Origin of the sequence: Gardnerella vaginalis (assembly GCF_001546455.1) — a bacterium.
Taxonomy (GTDB): domain Bacteria; phylum Actinomycetota; class Actinomycetes; order Actinomycetales; family Bifidobacteriaceae; genus Bifidobacterium; species Bifidobacterium vaginale_B.
On record NZ_KQ956805.1, the window covers coordinates 1 to 15712 of the forward strand.

Consider the following 15712-nt stretch of genomic DNA (forward strand, 5'->3'; position numbering starts at 1 on the left):
GAGCGTTGTGAGACAAGAATTAGCCAGCCCTCTCGCAACACTAAATAGGAAAGCATTGCAACAAATTTCACTCAATGTGGTTAAAGGCTTTTGCAGTTGGTTTGGGATTATGGGCAATACTTGGTGGTTAGTAGAATAAAGAATTTAGAATCGAGTATTGATTTAAAATAAAGTACAGTATTGAGTGCAGGACGTATATCAATAAATATAACGTACAAATATAACGCACAACGCGATTGGAGAAGGCATGCTTAGATGGCAGACGGCAGGGGAGTCGCACGGAGAAGCGCTGGTGGCAATGATTGAAGGCGTGCCTGCGGGTGTAAAGATTACAAGTGCAGATATTGTTTCTGCTCTTGCACGCAGGCGACTTGGCTACGGTCGCGGAGCGCGAATGAAGTTTGAGCAAGACAAGGTGCGTTTGCTAACGGGCGTTCGCCACGGGGTTACTCTTGGATCTCCAATTGCAATCGAAATCGCAAATAGCGAGTGGCCAAAGTGGGTGGAAGTGATGAGCGCAGACCCATTAGACCACGATTTGCCAAAAGAAGGACGCAACGCCCCGCTTTCTAGGCCTCGCCCTGGGCACGCGGACTTAACGGGCATGCGTAAGTATGGTTTTAGCGACGCGCGCGAGGTTTTGGAGCGTTCGAGTGCTAGGGAAACGGCTTCTCGCGTGGCGTTGGGTGCTGTGGCGGCCGCGTTTTTGCAGCAGGCATTGGGTGTGCGCACAGTTGCGCACGTTATAGGAATTGGCGGCGAATATGCCAATAAAAGTTTAGCCCTGCCAACACCAGATGATGTTGAGGCGTTGGACGCTTCGCCTGTTCGTACGCTAGATAAAGATGCCGAAGCGCGAATGATGGCTAGAATCGATGAAGCAAAGGCTAATGCAGATACGCTTGGCGGTGTTGTAGAGGTTTTGGCATACGGCATGCCTGCTGGAGTTGGCACATACGTAGAGTCGGATCGCAGATTGGACGCAGCTTTGGCGGCGGCTCTTATGGGAATCCAAGCCATTAAAGGCGTGGAAATTGGAGACGGTTTCGAAGAGGCAAATCGCCCTGGGTCGGCTGCTCACGATGAAATGGTAACGGGGGAGAATGGAAAAATCACCCGTCTTAGCAATCGTGCAGGAGGCATTGAAGGCGGAATGTCAAATGGGGAGACGATTCGCGTGCGCGCTGCAATGAAGCCAATTCCATCTATTCCTCGCGCATTGCAAACGGTAGATGTGCTTACTGGCCAGCCAGCGCAGGCGATTAATCAGCGCTCCGATTTTACGGCCGTTCCAGCCGCTTCCGTAGTTGCAGAGGCAATGGTTCGGTTAACGCTTGCAAAGTATGCGTTAGAAAAGTTTGGCGGAGATTCGCTAGAAGAAACCGCTAGAAATGCTAAGAATTACGTTCAATCTTGGAAAGAGCATATGAGATGAGCGAAGAAGATTCCTTGCTTGATTCACTGCTGGATTCCTTAAAAAACGTATCGAGTTATGCTTCGCATAGCGCCTCGCATAACGTATCGCACGGCGCCTCGCAATCTCAAATCCCATTAGCCGTTATAATCGGCATGCCTGCAGCTGGAAAAACGCGTGTTGGCAAAGAATTAGCGCATATTTTAAACGCTCCATTTATAGACACGGACGAATTAATTGAGCAAGAAATCAATATGCCGATTAGCCAATATTTTAAGGATTTTGGCGAGGGGGCTTTTAGAGATATTGAAGCTCAAATTGTTAGGGATGCTATTTTTTCAAATTCTAATCAATCCGCCCCAATAATCGCCCTCGGCGGTGGCGCCCCAATGCGCCCACAAACGCAAGAAGTCTTAAAAAAATATACAAAACTCGGCGGCCGTGTTGTTTACTTGCAAGTGGATCCAAACGATGCAATTGAGCGCGCAAGCTGGAATTCAAATCGCCCTATGCTAAGCGGCAAAGACGGCGCAAAACAATGGCTGGATTTGTTCGTTAAAAGAGACCCAGTGTTTTGCAAAGTGGCTAATTTGCACGCTCGCGTTTACGGATTAACGCCAAAACCTGCCGCAAGAAAGCTGAAAGATATGATTATGCAACGAATTGTGCATGTAAGTGGCGAAGATGTTGAAGACTACGATGTTCATATTGGCGCTGGCGCTATGAGCCTTTTGCCACAAATGCTTGGAAAAGAGCCTGTTCGCGTGGCTTTGATTCACACTCAGCCAGTGCAAAGGCATAGCGATAAAGCAAGAACCATTTTGCGCGCGGCTGGCTATAATGTTTTTGACATTCTTATTCCAGACGCCGAGGCTGGCAAAACCGTTAAGGTTGCGGATTTTGTTTGGTCGCGCCTTGCAAACGCAGGGTTTACGCGTTCGGACGCGATTGTTGGCTTGGGCGGGGGAGCGGCCACAGATTTAGCTGGATTTGTTGCCTCCACTTGGATGCGCGGAATTCGCTACGTAAATTGCCCAACTTCGCTTCTTGCTATGGTAGACGCTTCTACAGGCGGAAAAACTGGCGTAAATACTGCGGCTGGCAAGAATCTGGTTGGTAGTTTTTACACTCCTGCTGGTGTTTTGGCCGATACTTGCGCGTTTTCTACATTGCCTAACAGTATTTTTGTTGAAGGCTTAGGAGAGGTTGTAAAATCAGGGTTTATTGGCGATTCTAGTATCTTAAAAATTTTGGAAAATCCACAAAATGCTAGCAAGTTGCGCGCGATTGATGGCCCTTCTATTTTAAGCGATTCGGATTTAAACAATTTGGTTTGCGATTTAATAGAAAAAAGCGTGCGTGTTAAGGCATACCACGTTTCTAACGACTTAAAAGAGCAAGGTTTGCGCGAGTTTTTAAACTACGGGCACACTCTTGGGCACGCGATTGAGCAAATCGAGCATTTTTCTTGGCGTCACGGAAATGCGGTTGCTGTTGGAATGGTTTTTGCAGCGCATCTTGCGCAAATATTGGGGTATCTTAATATTCAAGATGTTGAGTATCACAAAGATTTGCTTTCTTCGCTTGGTCTTCCAACGCTTTGGAATGGTGGCGGCAGCAATGACGATGCTTTTAATAAGGTTCTTGACTTAATGCATAAAGATAAAAAAGCCAGAGGCAACACCTTGCGATTTGTTGTTTTAGACGGGATTGGAAACCCGATTCACTTGGATAATCCGCCGCTGGAGGCGATTCGCGAAGCGTTTAATAAGATTCGAGGTTAGAAAATGGTAGATGTAGAAAATCAAGAAAATCAAGCAAATCAAGCAAAAGAAAATAAAGAAAACGTGATAAATATGCGTAAGGTTTTGGTAGTAAATGGCCCGAATTTGGGGCGATTAGGCGTTCGCCAGCCAGACGTTTATGGCAGCCAAGATTTTGAAACTCTGTGCGCGCTTTGCAAGAAGTGGGCTGCAGAGCTTAACTTGCAAGTAGAAGTGCGCCAGAGCGACGATGAAGCGCAGATGGTTCATTGGATGCACGAAGCTGCCGACACGCATACTCCTGTTGTTATGAATCCTGCTGCTTTTACGCACTACAGCTATGCGCTAGCGGATGCGGCTCACATGGTGTTGGACGCTGGAGTGCCGCTAATGGAGGTGCATATTTCTAATCCTTCTGCGCGTGACTCTTTCCGCAAAATAAGCGTGATTAGCCCTGTTGCAACTGGTACGATTACTGGCATGGGTCTATATGGCTACAAGCTTGCGATTGAGGCTGTTGCACACTTAATATAACTTTTTGATTTGCTTTTAATACAACACTCGAGTCGAGGCTAAAAGATACTATGGAGTTCCATGGTTAGAAGAAAACATGGTAACTCTCAGGAGCATATTACAAAGCATATTTTTGTTACTGGTGGCGTTGTTTCGTCCCTCGGAAAAGGTCTTACTGCATCGTCTTTAGGCAGGCTTTTGCGTAGCCGCGGTCTTCACGTTTTGCAACAAAAACTTGATCCTTACATCAATGTTGACCCAGGTACAATGAACCCATTCCAACATGGTGAGGTTTACGTTACAGAAGATGGCGCAGAAACAGATCTTGACATTGGTCACTACGAGCGATTCCTCGATGTTTTTCTTAGCCAAAAAGCTAATGTTACAACTGGCCAGATTTATCAATCCGTGCTTAGAAAAGAGCGCGCTGGCGAGTATTTGGGTCAGTGCGTGCAGGTTATTCCACACATTACTGGCGAAATTAAATCGCGTATGCGTGCGCAGGCTAGCGACGATGTAGACGTAATCATTACGGAAATCGGCGGTACTGTTGGAGACATTGAGTCTCAGCCATTTTTGGAGGCAGCTCGCGAGGTTCGTCGCGATTTAGGCCCAGAAAACTGCATGTTTGTACACGTTTCGCTTGTTCCATACATTGCAGCCGCGCACGAATTGAAAACTAAGCCAACTCAGCATTCTGTGATGATGCTTAGGTCTCTTGGCATTTCTCCAGACGCGCTTGTTTTGCGTTCGGATCGTCCTCTTAATCAGGGCATTAAAGACAAGATTTCGCTTATGTGCGATGTTGATGCCGAAGGTGTTGTAAATTGCGTGGATGCTCCAAGCATTTACGATGTTCCAAAGATTTTGTTTAACGAGGGCTTGGACGCTTATGTTGTGCGCGAACTTGAGCTTCCATTCCATGATGTTGATTGGAACGAGTGGGAAGATTTGCTTGAGCGCGTACATCATCCAAAGCATGAGCTAAACATTGCAATTGTTGGCAAGTATATTGATTTGCCAGATGCATATCTTTCCGTTACGGAGGCCATTAAGGCTGGCGGTTTTGCAAACTGGGCTAAGGTAAACGTGCGTTGGGTTGCTGCCGATAAGTGCGAAACTCAAGAAGGTGCTGCTGCAGCTCTGGACCAAATGGACGGCATGGTTATTCCAGGCGGATTTGGTATTCGCGGCATTGAAGGCAAGATTGGCGCGCTCCGTTACGCTCGCGAACATGGCCTGCCAACTCTTGGTCTTTGCCTTGGCTTGCAATCTATGGTTATTGAGTACGCTCGTCACGTGCTTGGACTTGAAGATGCAAATTCCACAGAGTTCGAAAAGGATTGTGGAGATCCAGTAATCGCAACTATGGAAGAGCAAAAAGATATTGTGGCTGGCAAGGGAGATATGGGTCACACAATGCGACTCGGCTCTTACCCTGCAACGCTTGAAGAAGGCTCTATCGTTGCTGAGCTTTACGGCTCTACGCATGTTACTGAGCGTCATCGTCACCGTTACGAAGTGAACGTGGCTTATAAGGATCGCTTGCGCGAAGCCGGTTTGCGTATTAGTGGCCAAAGCCCAGATGGTAATTTGACTGAGTTTGTGGAGCTTCCTAAGAGTGTTCATCCATTCTATGTGGCAACTCAGGCTCATCCAGAGTTTAAGTCTCGCCCAACTAAGCCTCATCCTTTGTTTGCTGGATTAGTGGCGGCTGCTCTTGATCATCAGGCAAATAACGCCAAGTGATTTAATCTGCTAGCAATTTGACTTAATTTATTAAGTGGTGTAAAATCGTGATTTTGGGTGCGATTTTACACCACTTTTTATTTGATTAATATTTGAATATCTTGATGCATATCTTGCAGTGTTTAACATATTCGTTACATATTCAGCATGCAAATTTACATTTTTGTAATATAACTACAGATGTAAAAGACTTGGTAAAATATCATATAAAATACGATTTAATCCAATAATTTTCTATAATAATAGTTATTTTTATGATTTATAGGCAAAATAACAGTAAATTTTACATTTAGACTTTAAGCTTGCGTTGTTTAATAAAATCCGTATGATTGAATTTTAATCAACGAAGAGGCCTCCTTATTGGCTTTGCAAAGAATCCATCTGGCAATAAATACTAGGTGGATTTTATTTATTAAGCCTGTAAGCCTGTAGCCTGTAAAGCCTGCAAAGCTTGTAATGAGACTTTTTCGTGATAATTAATTGAATCCTGCCATACCCAACGTTAGGAGAAAACATATGAAGAATAAGGCATTACTTTTTGCCGCAGCTGCGTGCTCGGTTGCTATGCTGCTCGGTGGATGCGGTTCTTCTGCCTCGAAGACCGCTCAAACAAATGGTGGTAAGGTTATTATTACCGTAAACGACTCCGAGCCTCAGAACGAGCTTGTTCCAGGAAACATTAACGAAAATGCTGGCGCTCGTCCTGCTGTATTGGTCAACTCCACGTTGGTCACTTTTGATGAAAAGGGCAACACGGTAAACGAGGATGCCGAAAGCGTAACTCCAAACGCGGATGCAACTCAGTACACTGTTAAGCTTAAAAAAGACAAGAAGTTTAGCGATGGCACCCCAATCACCGCAGAAAGCTTCACCAAGGCTTGGAGCTTTGTAGCAAACGCTAAGAATGCTCAGAAGTGCGCTTCCTTCTTCCAGACCATTAAGGGTTACGAAGACTTGCAGAAGAAGGACACTAAGGGCGACGAGCAGCTTTCTGGTTTAAAGGTTGTAGATAAGTACACCTTTACCGTTGATTTGAACCAGCCAGATTCCGTGTTTGCTATTAAGGTTGGTTACCTTGCATTCGCTCCACTTCCAGAATCCTTCTACAAGAATCCAAAGGCTTATGGCGAAAAGCCTGTTTCTTCTGGCCCATACCTGTTTAAGTCTTGGGATCACAACAAGCAGATTGAAGTTGTAAAGAACCCAGATTATGATGGCCCACGTAAGGCTCAGAATGATGGCGTTACCTTTAAGATTTACACCGATGGCACCGCTGCTTACCGCGATGTTCAGTCTGGCAATCTTGATATGACCGATAACATTCCAGATACCGAAACTAAGACCTTCCAAAAGGATAAGACTGTTACTGCTTACAACCGTCCAGGTTCCGTAATCCAGCAGTTCGGTATTCCTGCAAAATTGCCACACTTCGATGTAACCACCGAAGAAGGCCGCTTGCGTCGTCAGGCTGTTTCTATGGCAATCGACCGCGAAACCATCATCAAGAAGGTTCTTAACAGCACGGCATCTCCTGCAAACGAGTTCACTTCTCCTTTGACTCCAGGCTACAAGGCAGATCTTAAGGGTCACGAACACCTTAAGTTTAATGCCGCAAAGGCTAAGGAGCTTTGGGCAAAGGCAGATAAGATCTCTAAGTATGATGGTCCTCTTACCTTTACTTACAACGCTGATGGCAACGCTAAGTCTGTGTTTGACGCAGTTGTGAATTCGTTGAAGAACAATCTTGGCATCAATGCTGAAACCACTCCAGTTCCAACATTCCAAGAGTTCCGTAACGCATGCTCCAACCGTCAGATTAAGGGTGCATGGCGTGCAGGCTGGATGCCAGATTATCCAAGCCCAGAAAACTACTTGACTCAGGAATTTGCTTCCGTTGCTGCAGATGGAAATGGCTCCAACGAAGCTGATTACAAGAATCCTAAGTTTGATGATTTGCTTAAGAAGGCTTCTTCTTCTCAGCCAGCTGAGGCAACTAAGCTTTATCAGCAGGCTAACGAGATTCTTCTTGAGGATCTTCCATACATCCCACTGTTCTACTCGAACGCTAAGGCTGTTATGGTTCCAACCTTGAAGGGCTTTGTAATGGATTGGCAGAACATGCCACTTTACTACAAGCTCCACAAGTAAAGATCTAAGATCGAAGATCAAGTAGCTATAGTAAAAAATAAATCATAATTGAATAGCATGTAAAAACGTGCTGCTGCCTTCGAATGGCGAATAAAATTACAAAATTCTATCCGCTGTTCGAGGCAGCACTTTGTGTTTTTACTTAGGTTGGATAAATAGTATGCAATCGCACAAAAGTTGGGTATGTGCTTTGCGAATTTTTAAGTAAGTATATAAGGAGAAACCAATGGGTAAATATGTTCTGCGCCGTGTTCTGCAGATGATTCCTGTGGTTCTCGGCACAACATTGTTGGTGTACGCTTTGGTGTTTGCTTTGCCTGGAGATCCAGTTAAGGCAATGTTTGGAGATAAACCAATTAATCATGCGGTAGAAGCGCAAATTCGTGCCGAGTATAACTTGGATAAGCCATTTATTATTCAGTATTTGTTGTTCTTAAAGAATGCGCTCACTCTTGATTTTGGTCATACTTTTGCTGGCCAGCCTGTTATTGACGAGATTGGCCGCGCATTCCCAGTAACCATTAAGCTTGCGTTAATGGCATTTGCTTTTGAAGCTTTGTTCGGCGTGGCTTTTGGCATAATCTCTGGCTTAAAGAAAGGAAAGTGGTACGACAGTGTAATTCTTGTTGTATCGCTTCTTCTTATTTCTGTGCCAACATTTGTTACTGGCTTTATTGGCCAATACGTGTTTGGTGTTAAGTGGCAAATCATGCCTGTTACTGCAAGCAATGACCCAGGGTTCTACGATCTTCTTCTTCCTGCAATAGTTCTTGGGTCTGTTTCAATGGCCTATATTATTCGACTTACAAGGTCGGAAATCTCTTCGAATATTGCACTTGATTATGTTCGTACGGCTCGAGCAAAGGGCTTAAAAGAAGGCTCCGTTATTGTTCGACACATTTTGCGAAATTCACTTATTCCTGTTGTTACCTTCTTGGGTCAGGATTTGGGCGCGCTTATGGGCGGCGCTATGATTTCGGAAACAATCTTTAACATTCATGGCGTTGGCTTCCTTACCTATCAGGGAATTCTAAAGGGAGAAGGAAACCTTGTTGTTTCTATAGTTACGCTTCTTATGTTGATATTTGTAGTCAGCAATCTTCTTGTTGACATGTTGTACGCGGCTCTAGATCCGCGCATTCGCTACGCGTAAGGAGAGCAGACATTATGGAAGATAATTTGATGGAAAATAATTTGACTACAAATAACGCAAATTACAATACTCTGCCAGGCCAGGAACGATACGTTGCACCTCTTGACGATACACCTCTTCAAGAAGTTGATTCCGTAGACGAGTCCGCTCCAGCTACAAGCATGTGGGCAGACGCTTGGCGATCTTTGCGCAGAAACCCACTGTTTATTGTTTCTGCAGTTTTGATTATTGCAATTATTTTCGTTGCGCTTTTCCCAGGCGTGCTTACAAAGCACAATCCTAATTATTGTGTTTTGGAGAACTCTCTTGAGCCAGCTTCTGCAGCGCATCCATTTGGATTCGACATGCAGGGCTGCGATATTTATGCTCGAGTTGTATACGGAACCCGCACATCTCTAAGCGTTGGCTTGCTTGCAACCGCCTTAGTGGTGTTAGTTGGATCGCTAATTGGCGCTTTAGCTGGATTCTTTGGTGGATGGGTTGATGCTGTTCTTAGCCGAATCACCGATATCTTCTTAGCTTTGCCAATGCTTTTGGGTGCAATCGTAGTTTTGCAAATGTTCCGTACGTCTAAGTCGATTTGGAAAATCGTGTTTGTTATGGTTCTTTTTGGATGGGTAGGCGTTGCTCGAATCGCAAGAAGTGCCGTAATGGAATCCAAGAATCTGGAATTTAACACGGCATCCACGGCCTTAGGCTCTACGCCAATGCGAAATCTGTTCCGCCATATTATTCCAAACTCGTTGGCTCCAATCATTGTTGTAGGCACAACTTCTCTCGGTTCTTACATTGTGTTGGAAGCAACACTTAGCTTCTTGGGTATTGGTTTGCCAACTACAACCGTTAGCTGGGGTGTAGATATTTCTACTGCTAGAAATGTTCTTACTACAAATCCAGAAGTCTTGTTCTATCCGTCTATTGCGCTCGCTATTACTGTTCTCGCCTTTATTATGATGGGCGACGCTGTAAAAGATGCGTTGGATCCAAAGAGCCGCAAGGCGTAAGTTAGCGTGGAGGAATAGTGATTATGAACACAGCAATACGTAAAAATGTAGATACCTTTGCAATGCAACGCGAGCAGGGTCCTTTGCTGGAAGTCAAAAATCTTCAGGTTGACTTTACAACGGATTCTAAAAAAGCTGTACATGCTGTTAGAGATGCTAGCTTTAACGTTTACCCAGGTCAGTGGGTTGCAATCGTGGGCGAATCTGGTTCTGGAAAGTCCACTTCGGCAATGGCGGTTTTGGGTTTGCTTCCAGGAACAGGCCACGTTACGGGCGGTTCTATTAAGCTAAAAGGCCAAGAAATAAGCAATCTAAAGCCAAAAGAGTTTGCAGCTTTGCGTGGAAGCGCAATGGGATTGGTTCCGCAAGACCCTATGAGCAACTTGAACCCTGTGTGGAGAATTGGCACGCAGGTTAAAGAGGCTTTGAAGGCAAATGGAGTTGATGTTGATCACGAGAAGCGTTCCGCTTTGGCAGAAGCTTTGGCTGGAGACGCTGTAGAAGTAAAAAGCAATGATGACGAAACATTCCTTGGTTCTAAGGAATTGGGTGCATTGTTGGAAGAAGCAAAGCAGGCTTTGGCACAGGTTGGTCTTAGTGAGCAAACAAATGCCGAAAAGTTTAATGAAGCCATGGAATACTACAAAAAAGAGTGGGTTCCAGGCTCCGAAACTCGTTGGCGCGTTGCAGACGATTTAATCAAGTATGGCGTAAACGACGACAAAGCTTGGGAAATCGCCAAGAAGTATGTTGTTGGTGCAAGCGTTGAAGACCGCATTGCTGGCTTGCTGGATGAAGCTGGTTTACCAGATGCTGCAACTCGCGCACGTCAGTTCCCACATGAGTTTTCTGGAGGCATGCGTCAGCGCGCGTTAATCGCCATTGGTTTGGCTTGCCGACCAGATTTGCTGATTGCAGATGAGCCAACTTCCGCACTCGACGTTACTGTGCAAAAACGTATTCTCGACCATTTGCACACGCTTACCGATTCTCTTGGAACTTCCGTTCTGTTTATTACTCACGATTTAGGTTTGGCTGCGGCTCGCGCACAGCACGTTGTTGTTATGTATAAGGGTCGTGTTGTTGAATCTGGTCCATCTTTGGACGTTTTGCAGCACCCGCAGCATCCTTATACTAAGCGATTAGTTGCAGCTGCTCCAAGCTTGGCTTCTCAGCGAATCATCTCCGTTAAGGAGCATGGTGGCAACGCGGATAATTTGCTTGAGCATCACGTAGTGGGTGAGCAAACTCTTGAAAAGAGCGAGCATATTATTACGGTAGATCACTTAACTCGCGAGTTTAAGCTTCCGCGTAAGAAGGAGCTGTTTAAGGCTGTTGATGATGTTTCGTTCTCTATTAAGCGCGGAACAACGTTGGCAATCGTGGGCGAATCTGGTTCTGGTAAGTCTACTGTTGCAAACATGGTTTTAAGGTTGCTTAAGCCTACAAGCGGAACTGTTACCTACGAAGGCAAGAATATTGCCGACTTAAAGGGCGCGGATTTGCTTGACTTCCGCCGCCATGTGCAGCCAGTGTTCCAAAATCCTTACGGTTCGCTAGACCCAATGTATTCGATTTATCGTTCGATTGAAGAGCCTTTGCGTATTCATAAGATTGGAAGTAAAAAGAGCCGTCAGAACCGCGTGCGCGAGCTTTTGGACATGGTTCGCATGCCTGCTTCTGTTATGACTCGATTCCCGAACGAGCTTTCTGGTGGCCAGCGTCAGCGCATTGCGATTGCGCGTGCAATGGCATTGGATCCAGATGTAATCGTTTGCGATGAAGCGGTTTCTGCGCTAGACGTGCTTGTTCAAGATCAGGTTTTGCATTTGCTTAACGATTTGCAAGCGGAGCGCGGATTAAGCTACTTGTTCATCACTCACGATTTGGCTGTGGTTCGTCAGATTGCAGACGAGGTTGTTGTTATGCAACACGGAAAGCTTGTTGAGCACGCTACAACCGACGAAGTGTTTGATCATCCGCAAAAGGAGTACACTCGAGATCTTCTCGATGCAATTCCTGGTGGAAATCTGGAACTTGGATTGGACTAGTGCAAGATTTGTATTAGTGCAATAAAGGTGCAATAGATAAAGGTGCAGGAGATAAACTTCTGCACCTTTGTTTTATAGGTACTTGCGAAACTTTAGAATCTTCGCGTGTTTATATTTGCGTGTTTATATTATTAAATCATGGCTGATTTTTCTCATATTCTTGCAACGCGTCCAGATTTTGACGAGTCGGATCGCGAATGGCTTCATCATCTTGTAGCAGACTGGCAGGTTATAGCAGATTTAAGTTTTGCAGACTTGCTCTTGGTTATTCAAAATGGCAATGGCGATTACGTTGTAGCAGAACAATGCCGTCCATCTACAGCAATAACGCTTAGAACCGAAGATTTACTCGGCGTAAAGTTAGATGAATCAATGCACAAAGAGCTAGAAGCGGCAATGAGCAAAGAAACAAGCTTCCACTCTTCTGTTTTAAGAACTGTTGGTAGAGCTACTGTTTGCAACGTTTATGCTCCTGTTCGTCACAATGGCAAAACGCTTGGCTTGGTTCTTAGGGAAACAAATCTTGCAACAAGAGAATCAAACGGTAGGTACGAGACGGAAAGCATTAATGCTGGCAAAACTTTGTTCGACATGATTGCGCGCGAGCAGTTTCCGTACCACGATTCAATGCTAAATCAGCGCCACAATGCTCGAGTTGCCGATGGTTTTATTGTATTAGAAGAAAGCGGTGTTGTGCGTTACGCTTCTCCAAACGCAATCAGCTGCTTCCGCAGACTTGGTGGATTAGACACTATGCAAGGCGAGTTTTTGTGCGAATTTGGAGCGCGGCTTCTTCGCACAAACGATGTTGTTCCCGAGAGCTTGCCTTTGGTTTTAAGCGGTAAAGCAGACGTTGATTGTGAGCTAGAAGTAAACAATTCCGTTGTGTCTATGCGCTCGCTGCCGTTATATGGACCAAACGATCGAACTGGTGCGGTTGTTCTTTGCCGAGATGTTACGGAGGTTCTTAGAAGGGAAAAAGAGCTTCAAACTAAGAACGCTACTATTTCCGAGATTCATCATCGCGTTAAGAATAATCTTCAAGCTGTTTCCGCATTGCTTCGTTTGCAAGCTAGAAAAACTAAGTCTCAAGAGGTTCGTAAAGAGCTAGAAGAGGCTCAGCGGCGCGTTCAGACTATTGCTCTTGTTCACGAAGGCTTAAGTCAAACAGCGGACGAGGTTGTTGACTTTGATAAAGTGATTTCTAGTTTACTTAAAATGTCTATTGAGCTTGCTTCGCAGAATCAAAATATTACAGTTGATTTTTGTGGTAAATTTGGCAAACTTGCGGCTCAAGATGCCACGCCTCTTTCGCTTGTTTTAACCGAGCTTGTTACTAATGCGGTGGAGCATGGTTTTGAAGGCATGAGTGAGGGTCATATTAAGATTTCCGTTGGCCGCGGTGGAGACAATCTTAGTATTGTTGTAGAAGATAATGGTGGCGGAATCGAAAGCGAATCCTTGCATGGAATGGCAAAATCTTCTGGCTCTGGATTAGGCACTCAGCTAATCAATACCTTTGTTACTAACGACTTTGGAGGCACTGTTAAGTGGGAATCGCGCAGAGAGGGTGGAACTCGCGTTCTGCTAGATATTAAGCTGCGCGTGCCTGGAGTAGAGTAGTCTATCTACTTAAAATTCGGCGTTTTGATTTCTGCGCGCTCGCATTGCTCTACGCTTTAGCGAGCGCCTTTCGTCTTCACTAAGGCCGCCCCAAACGCCATAATCTTGGCTTGTTTCTAGAGCGCATCTTAAGCAATTGTCTGCAACGTTACAAGTTCGGCACACCGCTTTGGCTTCTTCAACTTGCTGACTGGATGCACTGTTGTTTCCCACTGGGAAAAATAGCTCAGGATCCTTATCTCGGCAAGCTGCTTTGGAACGCCAGTCGAATGCGCTACTCATAAGTAAATAACCTCTTTTTTAAACGCGTTTACACTTACTAATCAAAGTTGTTAGATTTTACATAAAAACTATCCGCACTCAAGGAAAGCATGAATATAACTTTTTTTCAAGACTTTTACAAAAATTTTTTAATCTTTTTGAGTGATTTAAATCATATTTTTATGTAAAACTCAAGATTTGCAGCAAATTAGCGCTTCCAGGAATAATCATTATGCATCTTCCTGGAGTTTGATAATCTTCTACGCTTAGTGTTTTTAACAAGTCGGCAGGTATTCCAAGCATAGAGTCCGTTGCACAATCGCCTGTTGGAAAGATTATTCTTACTGGCGCCTGCTCTGGTATACGTATGTGTCTTGCGTTTTGGGCGCAAAATACAACTGTTGTTTTAGAATCTTTTAACTTGCATTGTAATTCTTGCGACTTTTCATCGCTTCTAAAAGGTTCTAAAAGCAAGTCGGCATCGTCGTTAATATAAAGGTTCTTTGAATCTTGATTTTGTAGTTTAATCGCATTTTTAATTACATTTATAAGATTAGTTTTTCCGCGTTTGCTTGCGCCAATAATCGCTATGTTTCCAAGATTTGTTGGCAAAATTGCTTCGCTTAGGTTAATCCCGTCGTCTTTTAAGCCGATTAGAAGTCCAGATTCTCTATTTTCTGTGTTTTTGCAGTATCTATTAAGCGTTGAATTATTTAAGTATCTTGGAAGGGGAGCGCTAAACAATTGTTTAGGTGCTTTATAGCAATAGAATTTTCCAGCTAGCTTTATTGCCTCAATCAGTGAATTTTTATTTTGACTTTGCGAGCATTGTAACGCCACTATTCCGTCTCCCGTATTGCAGTATGCAGCTCCAGGATTATTTGGGTTTATGCTTGCGGCGGCTTGTGAGCCGAGTAGTTCGTGTGATTGCATGGCATCTCTAACTCTTAAGCAAATGTTTATAGACATATTTGCTTTCATATCTGTGTTTACTTGCCCCATTGGGTTTTGTGTACACGCTATAAGATGCATTCCTAAAGACCTTCCAACCGAAGCTATGCGTATTAGTCGATTTATGTAGTCGGGGAGCTGATTTTTAAGAGCGTGGAATTCGTCTATAACAATTACCATTGCAGGCTCGCTTGGCTTTACTTGACTAATATCGTGGCAGCCTTGATTTGCCACCAATCTTTCTCGCCTGTCTAATTCCATCTCTAATCCGCGCAATGCTCTTGCTGCGTGTTTAAGATTTAAGTCGCCAACGTTTCCAACGCTGTGTGGCAGAGTGGCAAGAGAATCGAATGTTGCCCCGCCTTTAAAATCCATAAACACAAATTGCAGTAACTTTGGTGAGTATTTAAAGGCTAGCGCCAAGCACCATGATGTTAGTAAAACAGATTTTCCAGCACCAGTTGTTCCAGCTACAAGAGCGTGAGGGCCATTTTTAACAAGATCTATGCAAAAGTATCCGTTGCTGCTTATTCCGATTGGAGCTACTAGGTTTTTATATGATTTAAAAGGGTTTTTAGAAGACACTAGCCAAGCGTATACAACGTTTTTCCAAGGAGGAACATGATTATGCATACTCTTAGAATTGCTTGCAGAGTAAATTTGATTTGCGTTGTTAATTAGCATTGCTTCTAGGTTGATTGGAACAAGAGTTCCTGGAATGCCTTGAATATGAGAAGCAACTGTTGTTTTGCCAAGTTGAATACTTTGATTCTTTTTATTTTTTACGCAATTTTTGTTGTTTTTGTTTGAGTTATATTGAACAATCTGCGGTATTAAACATGCAATATACATCATTATGCTAGGAACAACCATTGCAAGCATCATCCAGCTTTTTTGCAAAAATGCCATTATAGCAAGTGCGATATTGGCCAAAATAGGAACGACGTTTGCTGTTATTTGCATCCAAAACATTGGTTTTGAATTTAGGTTTTTAGTGTTGTTTTCATTATTTTCGTATTCCATAACGCAATAGTGCATGGCCATTACAAAATACGCAAGAAAAATTTAGCAATGTGGTTAAA

At 44.2% G+C, this 15712-nt stretch carries 11 protein-coding genes; 9 read left to right on the top strand and 2 right to left on the bottom strand.

What is annotated here, in order from left to right; genetic code table 11:
* Positions 1–247: 247 nt before the first annotated feature.
* The 9 genes from aroC to HMPREF3216_RS00505 all read left to right on the top strand — a co-directional run bounded on the left by aroC (position 248) and on the right by HMPREF3216_RS00505 (position 13418).
* Positions 248–1435: a chorismate synthase gene (gene aroC / locus HMPREF3216_RS00465; RefSeq protein WP_060786461.1), complete on the top strand. Its 1188-nt coding sequence runs from the start codon at positions 248–250 to the stop codon at positions 1433–1435.
* Complete coding sequence (locus HMPREF3216_RS00470; protein WP_081090872.1) at positions 1432–3198, top strand: bifunctional shikimate kinase/3-dehydroquinate synthase; 1767 nt, start codon at positions 1432–1434, stop codon at positions 3196–3198. The genes aroC and HMPREF3216_RS00470 overlap by 4 nt, the downstream gene beginning before the upstream one ends.
* A 72-nt stretch (positions 3199–3270) precedes the next feature.
* Positions 3271–3711 (top strand): type II 3-dehydroquinate dehydratase, encoded by a 441-nt coding sequence (gene aroQ / locus HMPREF3216_RS00475; RefSeq protein WP_060786502.1) that lies wholly within the window; start codon positions 3271–3273, stop codon positions 3709–3711.
* 60 nt (positions 3712–3771) lie between these two features.
* Positions 3772–5439: a CTP synthase gene (locus HMPREF3216_RS00480; RefSeq protein ID WP_060786462.1), complete on the top strand. Its 1668-nt coding sequence runs from the start codon at positions 3772–3774 to the stop codon at positions 5437–5439.
* A gap of 516 nt (positions 5440–5955) precedes the next feature.
* Positions 5956–7587 carry a peptide ABC transporter substrate-binding protein gene (locus HMPREF3216_RS00485; protein WP_060786463.1) on the top strand — a complete coding sequence of 544 codons (1632 nt, stop codon included), beginning with the start codon at positions 5956–5958 and terminating at the stop codon, positions 7585–7587.
* Between the two features lie 226 nt (positions 7588–7813).
* Complete coding sequence (locus HMPREF3216_RS00490; protein WP_060786464.1) at positions 7814–8740, top strand: ABC transporter permease; 927 nt, start codon at positions 7814–7816, stop codon at positions 8738–8740.
* A gap of 14 nt (positions 8741–8754) precedes the next feature.
* Positions 8755–9744 (top strand): ABC transporter permease, encoded by a 990-nt coding sequence (locus HMPREF3216_RS00495; RefSeq protein ID WP_060786465.1) that lies wholly within the window; start codon positions 8755–8757, stop codon positions 9742–9744.
* Between the two features lie 23 nt (positions 9745–9767).
* The gene (locus HMPREF3216_RS00500) at positions 9768–11795 is read left to right on the top strand and encodes a dipeptide ABC transporter ATP-binding protein (protein ID WP_060786466.1); all 2028 of its coding nucleotides are present in this window, start codon (positions 9768–9770) and stop codon (positions 11793–11795) included.
* 138 nt (positions 11796–11933) lie between these two features.
* The gene (locus HMPREF3216_RS00505; protein ID WP_060786467.1) at positions 11934–13418 is read left to right on the top strand and encodes a sensor histidine kinase; all 1485 of its coding nucleotides are present in this window, start codon (positions 11934–11936) and stop codon (positions 13416–13418) included.
* 9 nt (positions 13419–13427) lie between these two features.
* Here HMPREF3216_RS00505 and HMPREF3216_RS00510 read toward each other — a convergent pair whose 3' ends face one another.
* The gene (locus tag HMPREF3216_RS00510; protein ID WP_060786468.1) at positions 13428–13700 is read right to left on the bottom strand and encodes a WhiB family transcriptional regulator; all 273 of its coding nucleotides are present in this window, start codon (positions 13698–13700) and stop codon (positions 13428–13430) included.
* 159 nt (positions 13701–13859) lie between these two features.
* Positions 13860–15653, bottom strand: a complete 1794-nt coding sequence (locus tag HMPREF3216_RS00515; RefSeq protein WP_060786503.1) for an FtsK/SpoIIIE domain-containing protein — start codon at positions 15651–15653, stop codon at positions 13860–13862.
* Between the last annotated feature and the right edge of the window lie 59 nt (positions 15654–15712).

Coding starts and splice junctions, on each gene's coding strand:
- HMPREF3216_RS00515 (WP_060786503.1), bottom strand. CDS start 15,653: ATGGAATACGAAAATAATGAAAACAACACTAAAAACCTAAATTCAAAA.
- HMPREF3216_RS00505 (WP_060786467.1), top strand. CDS start 11,934: ATGGCTGATTTTTCTCATATTCTTGCAACGCGTCCAGATTTTGACGAG.
- aroC (WP_060786461.1), top strand. CDS start 248: ATGCTTAGATGGCAGACGGCAGGGGAGTCGCACGGAGAAGCGCTGGTG.
- HMPREF3216_RS00480 (WP_060786462.1), top strand. CDS start 3,772: ATGGTTAGAAGAAAACATGGTAACTCTCAGGAGCATATTACAAAGCAT.
- HMPREF3216_RS00485 (WP_060786463.1), top strand. CDS start 5,956: ATGAAGAATAAGGCATTACTTTTTGCCGCAGCTGCGTGCTCGGTTGCT.
- HMPREF3216_RS00470 (WP_081090872.1), top strand. CDS start 1,432: ATGAGCGAAGAAGATTCCTTGCTTGATTCACTGCTGGATTCCTTAAAA.
- HMPREF3216_RS00500 (WP_060786466.1), top strand. CDS start 9,768: ATGAACACAGCAATACGTAAAAATGTAGATACCTTTGCAATGCAACGC.
- HMPREF3216_RS00495 (WP_060786465.1), top strand. CDS start 8,755: ATGGAAGATAATTTGATGGAAAATAATTTGACTACAAATAACGCAAAT.
- HMPREF3216_RS00510 (WP_060786468.1), bottom strand. CDS start 13,700: ATGAGTAGCGCATTCGACTGGCGTTCCAAAGCAGCTTGCCGAGATAAG.
- HMPREF3216_RS00490 (WP_060786464.1), top strand. CDS start 7,814: ATGGGTAAATATGTTCTGCGCCGTGTTCTGCAGATGATTCCTGTGGTT.
- aroQ (WP_060786502.1), top strand. CDS start 3,271: ATGCGTAAGGTTTTGGTAGTAAATGGCCCGAATTTGGGGCGATTAGGC.